Annotated in this window: 16 protein-coding genes; 8 read left to right on the top strand and 8 right to left on the bottom strand. The window is 54.4% G+C overall.

Translation table 11 applies throughout. The features are described from left to right. Window positions 1–8: 8 nt before the first annotated feature. The 3 genes from QUD59_RS01505 to QUD59_RS01495 all read left to right on the top strand — a co-directional run bounded on the left by QUD59_RS01505 (window position 9) and on the right by QUD59_RS01495 (window position 1,561). The gene (locus tag QUD59_RS01505; RefSeq protein WP_286239125.1) at window positions 9–536 is read left to right on the top strand and encodes an elongation factor P hydroxylase; all 528 of its coding nucleotides are present in this window, start codon (window positions 9–11) and stop codon (window positions 534–536) included. A 171-nt stretch (window positions 537–707) separates the two neighbouring features. Then, window positions 708–1,043 carry a hypothetical protein gene (locus QUD59_RS01500; RefSeq protein ID WP_286239123.1) on the top strand — a complete coding sequence of 112 codons (336 nt, stop codon included), beginning with the start codon at window positions 708–710 and terminating at the stop codon, window positions 1,041–1,043. An 86-nt stretch (window positions 1,044–1,129) separates the two neighbouring features. After that, window positions 1,130–1,561, top strand: a complete 432-nt coding sequence (locus QUD59_RS01495; RefSeq protein WP_286239122.1) for a GFA family protein — start codon at window positions 1,130–1,132, stop codon at window positions 1,559–1,561. A 61-nt stretch (window positions 1,562–1,622) separates the two neighbouring features. On the opposite strand, the gene QUD59_RS01490 is transcribed toward QUD59_RS01495, so the two are convergent. Then, a complete protein-coding gene (locus QUD59_RS01490; protein ID WP_286239121.1) occupies window positions 1,623–2,531 on the bottom strand; it encodes a LysR family transcriptional regulator in 909 nt (302 codons plus the stop codon). Between the two features lie 125 nt (window positions 2,532–2,656). On the opposite strand from QUD59_RS01490, the gene QUD59_RS01485 reads away from it, so the two are divergent. Both QUD59_RS01485 and QUD59_RS01480 read left to right on the top strand, forming a co-directional pair. Further along, a complete protein-coding gene (locus QUD59_RS01485; protein ID WP_286239120.1) occupies window positions 2,657–3,610 on the top strand; it encodes a glutathione S-transferase family protein in 954 nt (317 codons plus the stop codon). After that, complete coding sequence (locus QUD59_RS01480) at window positions 3,607–4,392, top strand: DODA-type extradiol aromatic ring-opening family dioxygenase (protein ID WP_286239118.1); 786 nt, start codon at window positions 3,607–3,609, stop codon at window positions 4,390–4,392. Before QUD59_RS01485 ends, QUD59_RS01480 begins: the two co-directional genes overlap by 4 nt. 50 nt (window positions 4,393–4,442) lie before the next feature. On the opposite strand, the gene QUD59_RS01475 is transcribed toward QUD59_RS01480, so the two are convergent. From QUD59_RS01475 to QUD59_RS01455, 5 genes are all read right to left on the bottom strand, one after another. Then, window positions 4,443–4,904, bottom strand: a complete 462-nt coding sequence (locus QUD59_RS01475; RefSeq protein ID WP_286239115.1) for a copper chaperone PCu(A)C — start codon at window positions 4,902–4,904, stop codon at window positions 4,443–4,445. 14 nt (window positions 4,905–4,918) lie between these two features. Then, the gene (locus tag QUD59_RS01470; RefSeq protein ID WP_286239114.1) at window positions 4,919–5,509 is read right to left on the bottom strand and encodes an SCO family protein; all 591 of its coding nucleotides are present in this window, start codon (window positions 5,507–5,509) and stop codon (window positions 4,919–4,921) included. Between the two features lie 20 nt (window positions 5,510–5,529). Next, complete coding sequence (locus tag QUD59_RS01465) at window positions 5,530–6,018, bottom strand: hypothetical protein (RefSeq protein WP_286239113.1); 489 nt, start codon at window positions 6,016–6,018, stop codon at window positions 5,530–5,532. 79 nt (window positions 6,019–6,097) lie between these two features. Further along, entirely contained in the window at window positions 6,098–7,108 is a 1,011-nt protein-coding gene (locus QUD59_RS01460; RefSeq protein WP_286239110.1) for a CobW family GTP-binding protein, read from the bottom strand. After that, the gene (locus QUD59_RS01455; protein WP_286239109.1) at window positions 7,092–7,991 is read right to left on the bottom strand and encodes a DMT family transporter; all 900 of its coding nucleotides are present in this window, start codon (window positions 7,989–7,991) and stop codon (window positions 7,092–7,094) included. The genes QUD59_RS01460 and QUD59_RS01455 overlap by 17 nt, the downstream gene beginning before the upstream one ends. A gap of 721 nt (window positions 7,992–8,712) precedes the next feature. Between QUD59_RS01455 and QUD59_RS01450 the strand changes: the two genes are divergently transcribed. Together QUD59_RS01450 and QUD59_RS01445 are read left to right on the top strand one after the other, a co-directional pair. Next, window positions 8,713–9,354, top strand: coding sequence for a LysE family translocator (locus QUD59_RS01450; protein WP_286239107.1), 642 nt, complete (start codon window positions 8,713–8,715; stop codon window positions 9,352–9,354). 9 nt (window positions 9,355–9,363) lie between these two features. Continuing rightward, window positions 9,364–9,660, top strand: coding sequence for an antibiotic biosynthesis monooxygenase family protein (locus QUD59_RS01445; RefSeq protein WP_286239105.1), 297 nt, complete (start codon window positions 9,364–9,366; stop codon window positions 9,658–9,660). Between the two features lie 3 nt (window positions 9,661–9,663). On the opposite strand, the gene QUD59_RS01440 is transcribed toward QUD59_RS01445, so the two are convergent. Further along, on the bottom strand, window positions 9,664–10,770 hold the full coding sequence (locus QUD59_RS01440) for an ABC transporter substrate-binding protein (protein WP_286239103.1): 1,107 nt from the start codon (window positions 10,768–10,770) through the stop codon (window positions 9,664–9,666). 123 nt (window positions 10,771–10,893) lie between these two features. After that, a complete protein-coding gene (gene csiR, locus QUD59_RS01435) occupies window positions 10,894–11,595 on the bottom strand; it encodes a DNA-binding transcriptional regulator CsiR (RefSeq protein WP_286239101.1) in 702 nt (233 codons plus the stop codon). A gap of 155 nt (window positions 11,596–11,750) precedes the next feature. On the opposite strand from csiR, the gene glaH reads away from it, so the two are divergent. Next, a complete protein-coding gene (glaH, locus tag QUD59_RS01430) occupies window positions 11,751–12,695 on the top strand; it encodes a glutarate dioxygenase GlaH (RefSeq protein ID WP_286239099.1) in 945 nt (314 codons plus the stop codon). The last annotated feature ends 52 nt before the right edge of the window (window positions 12,696–12,747 follow it).

Below are 12,747 nucleotides of genomic sequence, written 5' to 3'. Positions count from 1 at the left end.
GGCAAGATGTGAAAGAACCGCACGTTGAGGCGCTGATTGAGCTGTTCAATCAGCTGTTTAAAGATTCTCTGAATACCATTCTGGTGAAGGGGGAAGATGAGCCCATTTATCTTCCTGCCGATGCCGACCACCCGCATCACCGGGTGATCTTTGCCCATGGCTTTTATGCCAGCGCCCTGCACGAAATCGCACACTGGTGTGTAGCCGGTGCCAGACGACGGGAGTTAGTCGATTTTGGCTACTGGTATAAACCCGACGGACGCAGTGCCGATGAGCAGGCTGAGTTTGAACGGGTAGAGGTGCGCCCTCAGGCCTTTGAGTGGCTGATGTCCTGTGCTGCCGGAAAACGATTCCATTTCAGTGCCGATAACCTCTCCGCCGAGCTGGGGGCCAGCGATCAGTTTCAGCAGAATGTGCTGACGACCGTGCATCAGCTTCTCGATACCGGACTGCCGGAACGACTCGGTAAACTGGTGCATGCCCTGTGCCTGCAGAGCGGCCGTGGGCCGTTGCAGAAAGCTGAATTTCAGCTCTGACCGGGCCTCCCGGATGAGTTCAGCCCGGCAGCCGGGCGTTCTTTGTTCTGATCCTGCTTCAGGTTCAGGTTTTCCTCAGGACCTTATGCTAAGGTGATGAAGGTTCCCTGACATTTTGCGTCCGGGAATCCTGACGGCTGCTGCCGTCCGGGTGACTAAAAGGAGTACAGGATGAAGCAGGGATGTCTGATTCTGTTGTTTACGCTACTGCTCGGTTGCAGTGATCCCTTACCTGAAGATCGTCTCAATTATGCCGGTGAGTGGCAGAGTCGGGAGATGGGATTGTTGATACTGGCAGATGGCAGCGTTTCTTATAAGCGTCTTAAAGGCGGTACCACGGTGTCGGTTAATGGCCCTGTTAAAGCTTTCGACGGCGATAGTTTTGAAGTAGGTCTGGGCCCTCTGTCGACCCGGTTTCATGTCAGTCAGCCACCCCATAAGGTGAATGGTCGCTGGCAGATGGTGGTAGATGGCGTTCGTTTAACCCGGGTGGATGAGCACAATTAAAGCCCCTTTCACAGCGAGGCGGGTTTTAAGCCGGCAGCGGTTCTGACTGCCTTTACGGCAATAACAAGGGATCTGGGAGGATCATTATGGATAATGAAAAAAACCAACAGGGAAGCTGTCTTTGCGGTGCGGTGCAGGTCATGGCCGATGTGACAACCGGGAATATGGGCGTTTGCCACTGTTCAATCTGCAGAAAGTGGGGCGGTGGGCCGCTGTTTGCAACCGATTGTGGTGGCGGCGTGGAGTTCAGTGGTGAGGAGAATATCGGGGTTTACTCCTCCTCTGAGTGGGCTGAACGGGGCTTCTGTAAATCCTGCGGCACTCACCTGTTTTATCGTCTCAAGCAGGGGGCGCATTACGTGATTCCGGTAGGGCTGTTTGATGCCGGGGTTGAGTGGCGTTTCAGTGAACAGATCTTTATCGACGAAAAGCCCCGCTACTACCGTTTTGCTGACAAAACCCGGGAACTGACCGGCGAGGCGGTGTTTGCTGAGTACGCTCAGAACGGTTGCGACTGAATAGTAGCCGCGCCAGGTGATGACGCTGTACTGAGATGCCTGGCTACGGCCTACGGTCTCTTCAGGCTTCGTTTTCGGCGGAGAAACCGGAGCCGGTCAGGTAAGTTTTCAGTTCAGAACTCAGCAGGGCTACCCGCGTTGAGAGATGTTTTCGGTGTGGGTAGATCAGCTGAACCGGAGTCCGGTTATCAAACTGATCCGCCAGCAGGGGGATCAGTTCTCCGGAATTTATCAGCGCAGTGACAGCAAAGTCCGGGCAGTAACAGATCGCAGCGCCACTGCGGGCCATACTGGCTGATGCCAGAGCGCTGTTGACCCGTACTTTCTGCCTTGGGTTCACCTGCACGCTTCCCTGTTCAGTATTAAACGCCCAGTGACTGTATCGGTAGTTGGTATCGAATACACAGGGAAGTGACTTCAGTGCCTGCAGATTCGCGGGAGTGCCGTAGCGTTGCAGAAAATCAGGTGCTGCGCAAAGCTGCATTCGGATTTCGCCCAGTTGGCTGGCAATCAGTGAGGAGTCCTGCAACTGGCCAATGCGCACTGCCGCATCAAACCCCTCGTTGATAATATCCACGTAGCGGTCACTGAGCATCAGATCAAATTCAAGTTGCGGATGTGTCTGCAGCAGCTCGGCGAGAAACGGCATCAGGACGACCTCGCCAAACGTAGTGGGCGCACTCAAGCGCAGCTTTCCCTGCAGGCTGTGATGTTCATCCCTGAGGCGTGCTTCCAGATTACTGATCTCATCCAGAATCTGTCTGGCCTGTTCATAGTAGCTGCGACCGGCTGATGTCGGCTTCAGGCTTCGGGTGGAACGGGTAATCAGACGCACCTGAAGGTGTTCCTCCAACTGAGCTATCTGGGTGCTGAGCAGGGCCTTGGTTTTCCCCAGTCTCCGCGCGGCGGCGGTATAGCTACCCTCTTCATACACACAGATAAACGCCTGCATCAGGTTAATCTTGTTCATTGTTAAATAAATTTGAACACTGTTTTATAAAATATAGATATTGTTTGATTTTGTTCTGTTGCTGATAATTTTTCAAACCCTATTTTTTATCCGGCCCGAAGTCCGGGGCAGCAGGAGTCCGTGTTATGTTGATGAATGGTCAGTGGTCCGCAAAATGGGATCCGGTACAGCAAAAAGATGAGCGGGGGCGGTTTATCCGTCAGAGCAGTGCGTTTACCGGGGGGCTGTCAGCGGAAGAGGTCGAGTCAGGTCGGTACAGGCTCTGCGTTGCCTATATCTGCCCCTGGGCCTGCCGTACCCTGATTGCCCGGTCACTGCTGGGGCTGGAAGCGCATATTCCGTTATCAGTGGTGGAGCCGGTTCTGACCGATTCTGGCTGGCGCTTTGCGTCAGAACAGGGGGCTGAATATCCCGGTGCCACCGGCAGTGGTATTACCGGTGTGGAGTATATGCATCAGTTGTATACGGCTACCGAGCCTGCCTATACGGGCCGGGCGACCGTGCCGGTACTCTGGGATCAGCGCGAAGGCCGGATCGTTAACAATGAATCTGCAGATATATTGCGGCTGTTGAATGAGGCCTTTCGCCCGTTGCATGGGGGCGATCTGAACCTGTGTCCCGATGCATTGAAGCCAGAGATTGACCAGTTTAACGAGCGGATCTACCAGCGCTTTAATAACGGAGTATACCGGGCCGGTTTTGCTTCCAGTCAGCAGGCCTATGCCGAGGCGCTGGATGATGTGTTCACCACCCTGAACTGGCTGGAAACACATTTCCGGCAGCAGGCGTTTGCCGTGGGAGATCAGCTTACAGAGAGTGATATCCGCCTGTTTGTGACACTGGTGCGTTTCGATCCGGCATATTACGGCCTGTTTAAAACCAATCTGCATCAGATCGGCAATTATCCGTCGGTTTCTGCTTATCTGGAGAGGCTGCTGCAGATTCCGGCATTTGCTAAAAACACCCGGATTGATCATATCAAGGCGGGCTATTATTCAATCAAGGCGCTGAACCCCAACGGTATTGTGCCGGCAGGGCCGCAGTTACCCTGGTTCAGATGGTTACAGGAGGGCGTATGAGTAGGGCACCGGTGATGTTTATCAGTCATGGATCGCCCATGTTCGCGCTCGAGCCGGGCCCGGCGGGCAGGCTGTTACAGCAACACTCAACAGAACTGGATGATGTAAAGGCGATGCTCTGGGTATCGCCACACTGGAGTACACCGGACCTGCGAATCAGCAGTGGGGCACAGCCCGAAACCATTCACGACTTTGGAGGCTTTCCGGCTCCGTTGTATCAACTGGAATATCCGGTCAGGGGGGCACCTGAGCTGGCTGAAACGGTGCGGGGTCTGTTGGATAAGGCTGGGTTTTCCGGTCAGGCGGATCCGCGCCGGGGGTTGGATCACGGGGTCTGGGTTCCGCTGCTGCATCTGCGCCCGGAAGCGGATATTCCGGTTTTACAGCTCTCTTTGAGTCGTCAGCATACACTGCCCCGGCTTCTGGCGCTGGGTGCGGCACTGAGCGCGCTCCGGGAGCAGGGGATTGCGATCATCGCTTCCGGTGGGGTCACTCACAATCTTTACGATATCCGGCGTGACAGTGAGCAGTCGGCAGCGTACGTGCAGCGCTTTCAGGGCTGGCTGCGCTCCCGGCTGGAAGGGCGCGATAGCCAGGCATTGCTGAGGCCGGATCAGCACAATGAGGATTTTAACCGGGCCCACCCGACCCCCGAGCATTATCTACCGTTGTTGATTGCGCTGGGGGCCTCTTCAGTTGAGGACAGGTTCAGCGTGCTTGAAGGGGGTATCAGTCACTACGCGCTGTCGATGGAGAGCTATCTGTGGAGTGGTCAGGAGTAGCCTGAATCAGGGGCCGTGTACGATCTGCCGGCCCCTCTTTGGCGGGAGCTTCAGTGGTTCATTTTACCGTGTTGCATGCCTGCCATGACCCGCTTTACCGGCAGGTTGAGATCCTGCCGGGTGCCGTCGGAGAAGTTAAGCTGCAGGTCGATATGTGAGCCTTCAGGCAGATCCTGTTTCAGGCCGATCAGCATGATATGGTAGCCCCCGGGTTGCAGAGTGACAGAGCCGGAGGCGGGTACCTCGATCTGCTCTACCTGACGCATCTGCATGACGCCGTCAGCGTGGCTGTGGGTATGCAGTTCGACTGATTCAGCTACAGCCGAGCTGGCGGATACCAGCGCTACTTTTTCAGCGTCACTGTTGTTCAACTGCATAAACGATGCGCTGATTTTCTGGCCGGGCGGTACCGCACGGGCATAAGCACCTTCGATGCTGATTTCTGCCATTGCGGTTGCTGAGAAGCCAAGACAGGCTGCTATCAGGGTGGTACGCAAACGTGCTTTGGTCATCGTTATGATTCCTGTCAGAGTAAATTCCGAATTTCTTCGCTGAGTTGGTCCGGCGCTGTGGCGTGGGGCAGGGCACGGGCCAGCTTGCCATCTTTACCGATCAGGTACAGCCGGGATGAGTGGTCAACCGCGTAGCCCATGGCGGAGTCATTCATATCGACCATGCGGTAGAAGGCGCCGTACTGTTTAACCACCCGGTCAATGGTTTCCCGGTCGGCGGTGGCGCCGCGAAAATTGGGGTGGAAAAAGCCACTGTATTTGGCCAGCTTTTCGACCGAGTCACGATCCGGGTCGACGCTCATAAAGATGCCGGCAACCTGTTGCTGTTCCTCTTCAGAGAGGTTGTGCAGCCCCTGCGCGGCAACCGCCAGTGCCGTGGGGCATACATCCGGACAGGATGCGTAGCCGATAAAAAACAGTACCACTTTACCGCGCATATCATTCAGGCTTAACGGACCTGACTCCGACTGCAGGGTAAAGTCACCGCCAAGCTGTTCGCCCAGAGCGATCCTCTGTTCCAGCGGTTGTGGGCGGAAATAAAGAGCAACGGCAACACCGATCAGCATGACCAGAGTCAGAAACAGCAGATTACGTAATGTTTTCATGGGGGTCGGTTCCTGTCGATTCAATGCGCCTTAAATTCGAAATCAGCCTGGATGATATTGCCTTCGGCCTCGGCCATGACTGAACTTATCCAGATCATTTCACCCGTGGTACACACGGCGAGGGTGGCCTCGCCCTGCCACGCGCCCGGTGTCTCAGGAACCGGTTGCAACCGGACCTGATTGATTCCCATATACATCGCTTTGCCTTTCAGATCGAGCAGCACCTGATCGGCCTCGATATTGTGCAGTATGACCTTAAATTGCAATGGCACACCGGAACGAAGCGGGTCGGCCTGAATGCTCAGACTGATTTGCTGATCTGCAGAACCGGCCATGCAACTGCTGCGATCGAGATTGCATCCGGGAGCCGTTGTCAGCAGGCGAGATGTCGGGGGCGCGGGCTGCAACAGTTGTGGTCCATAGAGTACAGCCGCCAGTCCGCCCAGCATCAGCAGGACGAAGAGTGCTTGAAGGAGAAGGGGGCGTTTCCCTGTGGCTGGTTCTGTCATCTGTGTCCATCCCGAATGCAGCGTTATTGTAGGGGCAGGCGAAGGGCCTTAAAAAGTGACATATTGTCGCACTCCCTGTTCAGGGTTGCATCAGGCACGCCATCAGTTGTGCGTTGACGGGGTGCCAGTCGGGCTTGCGGTGACTGATCAGCTCAAGCCGGCTATCTCGCCGATAGGCAATCGGGCTGATGTCGGTTTCCTCGCCGACCCGGTTATACAGCAACCAGCCGCGATCGGTATAAAACACGCCCTTCGCACGCTGGCAGTCCTGCAGGGAATCGAGCAGCGTGAACAGCGCCTGGCTGCGGAATTTATCGTTTGGATTAAAGACCCAGCCGGCACTGAACAGACCGGTACCCTGTCCATCCCTGAAAAAGGGCGCGCCGGGCAGGGGAGCTAACTGTAGCCCCGGTGTCAGAACAGGCTCAGCCACGGGGGTCTGTTGATGGGCCAGAGGAAACTGGCTGGCGAAGTGCGCGCTGCGCTGATGATCGAGCAGTGCCGGATCAAGCTCACCCCGGGTTGTTTCCAGCACATGCTGTTTGGCCGGGTACAGTGCACTGATATATTCCCGGGCTGCGCTGAGCTGTGCGCTGCTGGCCAGGTCGGTTTTGTTGATCAGAACCAGATCTGCCAGATTCAGTTGATCCTGAAAGCTTGGATTGCTGACCACCTCCGGCTGATCCAGCGCACGCGGATCCAGCAGGCAGATTACCGACTGCAGGGAGAGAACCTGATTAAACTGGGCTCCCTGCAGCAGATCGATGATCCCTGCCGGATGTCCGATACCGGTCGGTTCAATTAACAGCCGGTCAGGGCGGGTACGACGGATCAGTGTCGTCAGGGTGCTGCTGAGAGCGGGCCCCTGAGCACAGCAGATACAGCCGCCGGGGAGTTCTTTGAGGATCAGGCCGTTTGAGGACTGGGGCAGGGTGGCCTGATCGATGCCGATCTGGCCGAACTCATTGACCAGTATCGCCCAGGTCTCCGTTTCTGGTTTTTGCTCCAGCAGCCTGTTGATCGCGGTGGTTTTACCAACGCCGAGAAACCCGGTGATCAGGTTAGTCGGTATATTATTCAACTTGTGCAATCTGTTTTTCCCGTTTTATCAAAGCTGGCAATTGTGAGATCAGCATGCCGAGCAGCATCAGCCCGCAACCGATCAAACCGGCGGTGCTGAACTGCTCATTCAGCATCCACCAGCCACCGAGTGCAGCGGCGACGGCTTCCAGACTCATGATAATTGCTGCATGGGCCGGAGGTGCATGTTTCTGGGCAACAATCTGCAGCGTATAAGCGATCCCCACGGAGATCAGACCTGCATACGCAATTGGCGCCCAGGAGCTGACAGCATTTTCAAGGTTAAAGCTGTCGGCTTCAATAAACAGCGCAACGATGCCACTGAGCATGGCGCAGACAGCAAACTGGGTAATGGCTAGTCGCAGGTTGTCCAGCTTGGGGGCAAGTTTGCCAATCAGCAGCACATGGGCTGCCCAGCAGGCGGCACCCAGCAGCTCGAGAATGTCACCAAAGTTGACCGCGCCGAGATCCTGAAAGCTCAGCAAGTAGAGCCCCAGTACAGCCAGCAGTCCACCGATCCAGGTGTTGATAATGGTGCGCTGTCCCACGGCTAATCCGAGAATCGGTACCAGTATAATGTACAGACCGGTGATAAAACCGGCATTACCTGCGGTGGTGTAGAGCAGGCCGGCCTGTTGCAGCGAGGCACCTGCAAACAGAACTGAGCCAGCAATCACGCCGCTCTTAAGCAGGCTTTTATTGCAGTGTTCCGGGCTGGCTTTAAACAGCAGTAACAGTGGCAGCAGTGACAGGGCGCCCAGCATAAAGCGGAAGGCGTTAAAGCCAAAAGGCCCGAGAGACTCCATGCCCAGACGTTGGGCAACAAAAGCGAAGCCCCAGATCGCGGCGACCAGCAGCAGAATCAGATCGGATTGTATTTTCTTGGAATGCATGGGAACCCCGCCAGCAAAAATTGGCGCTAAGTTACCTTATTCAGGGGAATCAGGGAAATGTGAATATTTTTATAAAAATGATGTTGCAAATCATTCTCAATATCAATATTATCGTACTCGCTCATAAGTGATCGGCAATGGACGACCTCACCTCACTAACATTGCCGAAAATGGGTGCCACCTTCACTGCTCACTGGAGGCTGGCACCGGGATACCGGGTTTCCCCCTCGAACCCCGGTATCATTACCGGACCCTCACCTGTTCGGTTCACCCTAAAGCCGGATCATCTGATCCGGCTTTTTTATTTCCGTTGGCCCCCTGAGCAGATCAATCCTGTCTATTCAGTGAAATATCCTCTGTGGTGCTCAGCGCTTTACAGGGTAAGAACAGACAGGGGAGGAAATAATTACAAATAATTTTATAAATATTATTGCAAATCATTATCATTCGTATAATATAGTTTCCAACACGTCAGGCGGCAGGCTCCCCTCACTAGCTCGGCCGCCATGCACTTCTGATAGTTGCATCGTGTGTATGTGTCGCGCCGTGCCTCCGCAGGCGCAATCTGAATACTCCCTTACAGGTATTCAAGCACATGGCTCTTGTCATTGAAGCACATTGCTTAACCGGACCCTCAGGGGCTCCGGTTTTTTTTTTGGCCGGAGTAAACACCTGTTGTGGTAGAATTGCGATCCGACTCATTAACGGTGTGGAGAGGGTGATGCAGGAGCTTCTGACTTTTTCTGTGGTGGCATTGTTATTGGTGATGTCACCGGGTCCCAATGGTGTCCTGATCGTCAAGACCGCTTCGGTTGGCGGACGCGCACCGGCTTTCGCCAATATCGCCGGATTGTTCAGTGCAACCTTCTGTCATGGTGCATTTTCTATCTTTGGCTTGTCAGCGCTGCTGTTGCAGTCGGCAGAACTGTTTCTGCTGATTAAGTTGCTCGGTGCCGCTTACCTTTTCTATATTGGTGCCCGTGCAATCTTCGCCTCGTTTCGTGCTGCTGACGTTGCTGCCCGGGAGCGCTTGCCGGCCAGTATGAAAAAGCCACAAGCCAGAGGGTTGGGGGGAAGCTTTGTCGAAGGTTTTCTTACCCAGTTGCTTAACCCGAAAGTGTCGATGTTTTATCTGGCAGCTTTTCCGCAGTTTCTCGATTTTTCAACGCCGGGCTATGCCAGCGCATTTGTTCTGGTGGCCATTCATGCGGTGCTGATCGCGTTGTGGTTTTTCGGCGTGACTCTGGCCATTGACCGGATTCGTGCCCGTGCCGGAGAGGGCAGAGCAGGCCGTTGGGTGCAGCGTTTATCCGGCAGTGTCATGATCTATTTCAGCAGTTTGCTGCTGACTCACAGGGCCTGAGGTCATTTTATGTATGCGGTGATTTTCCGGGCACAAACCGGGAAGCAGGATCAGGCGTACGCGGATACGGTGGCGCGGATGCGGCAACTGGCATTCGAAAAATATGCTTGCCTTGAGTTTGTGGCCCTGACTGAAGGGGATCAGGAGATTGCGATCTCTTACTGGCGCTGCGAAGCGGACATTCTGGCCTGGAAGCAAGACCCGGAACACGCACTGGCTCAGCAGCAGGGCCGGGATCAATGGTATCGCGGCTACAGTGTCGAAGTGGTTGAATTGAAGCGGCGTTATCAGTTTCCTGCTGAGTAAGCCTTATTCCTCTGAGACCGACCTGAGTACACTGGGTAAACTGAAGTCATAGTTTTTTAGCTGCGGGTTATAGACTTTGGAGAATCGTTTGAAGTCGATTCTGGACCAGGTGGCAGGTTCGATCAGCCGGGCATAGCGCTGGTAGTTCTCAGCGGAGAGCAGGCTCATATCGGTTTTCATTTTCAGCCCTTCGCTGTTGGCGAAGTCATGCCCTTTGAGATAATCGTGAACACTGATCAGCGCCCAGGCACCCTCCATAAAGTGGCCGCCGGCACTGGCCTGAATAACGCGCTGATGAACCCCTTCGACCCCATCCAGAGACCAGTCTACTCCACCCACCAGAATAGTAGCCTGAGAGTCATCCATCCCCTCCAGGGCATCGGCTACGCCCAGCGCCATGCCGTCACTGGCCGTCCATACGGCACTGATATCCGGGTAACGTTTTAGCAGATGTTCAAAAGCCCGTTGGGCTTTTTCCCTCTCCCAGTTAGCCCGTACTACCTGATACAGCTCGGTGTCCGGAAATTCCTCTACTGCCCGCATCAGGCCTTTTTCCCGCTCCAGCGAGGCCGAGGTGCCAAACGGTCCGCTGATCGCTACCAGCGTTGCCGGATGATTGGGGTGATTGATCAGGCTTTGCTGGATCAGGTATTTCGCCAGTACATAACCCGCCATCTCATCGTCGGGCAGCATTTCACCAATGTACCAGGGGAAGTACTGCCTGGGGCTGCCTACAGCGGTATCCAGAATGGCAGAATTTTCGATGAACAGGGGAACGGATGCCTGTTCGCAGACTTTCAGAATCCGGGCGCCGCTCTCTTTCACGCTGACAGCAATCACAGCGTCCAGAGGATGGTCACCGTTAAGCTGTTCAGCCACAAGGTCAGCCACCTGAAGGTGGTTATCGTTGGCTTCAATGACAACCAGCTCAACTTCCAGATCGTTGGCGGCCTGCTGCATAAAGGCAACGACCGGCCCGTAGAACATATCGTCTACGGTACGTGAGATTACGTAACCAATGCGAAGGGTATCAGCGGCCAGCAGGGGGGCAAACAGCAGGAGCAGGGAAGCAAACAGGGCACGACATCTGTCGGCACGTAAAACACACATAGGACACCTCAGCGTTCGGTACTGTGACATCCTTTTCTATATCAGTGAGTATAGAACGGCGAAGGTGTTTTGCCGGGAAGTTTTCAAATAAGGGCCGCCCGGCAGCGGCCCGAAGTGCCAGCTTCAGAAACGGATAGAGTCCTTCAGCAGACGGTAAGGGCTGAGAATATGTTGCCTGATCAGCGCCACTGCAGTGGCTTTATCGCGTGCCAGAAGCGCGTCGGTCAGGGTCTGATGTTCTTTTTGATTGGCATCAAACACCACTTTGTCGAGCATGTTTTCTTTCAGCCAGTAGTTTCGGTAGCGGGAGGCTTTCTCATACAGGGAGCGGCGAACATGCAACAGTGTCGGTGACTGGCAGCCAGCGGCTATCGCCTTGTGAAAAGCCTGATGCAGTGCTTCCCACTGCTGAATGTTCTGCGGATTATCCTGTTCCAGCAGGTGAGATGATTTATTCAACTGATGGGCTGCGGCAAGAATACCTGCTTCCCAGGCGTCATCGCCTTTATCAATGGCCTGACTGATGCAGAGTGCTTCAATCTCCGCCCGGGTCTGATAGATATCTTCCAGCTCTTCAGCGCTGATCGGGTGTACGGTGAAACCGCGCTGGTTTTCGACCACCACCAGTTGTTCTACCAGCAACTGAGAAAGCGCTTCCCGCAGAGGGCCGACACCCACCTGATAACGCTCTTTCAGACGCGCCATCTTGAGTTTTTCACCCGGATTAAAGTAACCGCTAAGAATGTCCTGCTTCAGTTGCCCCAGTACCTGAGCGGCAAAATTGTCGCTGCTCTGGGCCGGGTTCAGGCGGGTTTGCGCTGTCATCTGTACTCTCTGTATCAGCATTGATTGGGGGTATTTTACGTGAATAGGCGAACAGATTTAAACATCGATCAAAAAATATAATGTTGACATAATTAAAAAATGTCGACATTATTGGCTGCATATTACTCATACACCGATTCTGAGGAAGAATAAAAATGTCAGCGATCGAGAAATTACAGGCCAATTCTGCTGAAACCTCTGGTTTCAGCGTTCACTCATTTGCCGCCAATCAGCGTCTGCAGGTAGTTACATTGTCCGAACAGGTGCTGAACCGGTTTGAAACCGAAACCCGTCAGTGGGGTGTTCAGGCGCTGGAGTACAAACCATTCCTGCGTTTTGCTATTGCCGATAAGCTGGATCAGTTGTGCAGTGGTGAACTCGGTGAGTGCCTTAACCGGATTATGCGCAACCGTGATCAGGCCGGTTTCCTGCTGCAGTATGAGGGGCAGGCGGAAGATGATCAGACCGAGCTGAACGTTAAGCTCTCCACGGCTGTGTCACATCTGATCGGTATGCCTAACTTTGACTCCATGTATGGCAAGTACTACGCCCGCTTTACGGTGAAAAATGAAGACAACAGTGACAGCTACCTGCGTCAGGCTCACCGCCGTATGGAGCTGCATAATGACGGTACATACGTAGATGAACGCACCGATTTTGTTCTGATGATGAAGATGGAAGAGCAGAACATGGAGGGCGGTGATTCCCTGCTGCTGCACATCGATGACTGGCAGGATCTGGATAAATTCTACAATCACCCGCTGGCAAAACAGGATATCGTCTGGGGTTCTCCGCCAAGCAAGAAGGTGGATTACAAACTGGAGCACCCGGTGTTCTTCGAAGAGGACAGTAACGGTAAGCCGCATATGCTGTTTATCGACCAGTTTGCGGAGCCACAGAACATGCGTCAGGGTCTTTACCTGTACGAGATGGGCGAATCGCTGGAGGCGGAAGAGAATTGCTTTAACGTGCGGGTGCCTGTAGGTTCTATGCTGGTTGTACAGAACCACTGCTGGCTGCATGGCCGTGATAAATTTGTGCCGCATCCGGGCCTGTCCCGTGAGCTGCTGCGTCAGCGCGGCCACTTTACAAAAGCCTGATTCTGTCTAGTCACCCGGCGGGAGTCTTTCGTTAACAGCGAAACTCCCGCTT

The organism is Neptuniibacter halophilus (genome assembly GCF_030295765.1).
In the GTDB taxonomy this organism is placed as follows: Bacteria; Pseudomonadota; Gammaproteobacteria; order Pseudomonadales; family Balneatricaceae; genus Neptuniibacter; species Neptuniibacter halophilus.
The sequence above is the reverse complement of the archived record's forward strand: the minus strand, read 5'-3'. Positions and strand labels throughout refer to the sequence as shown.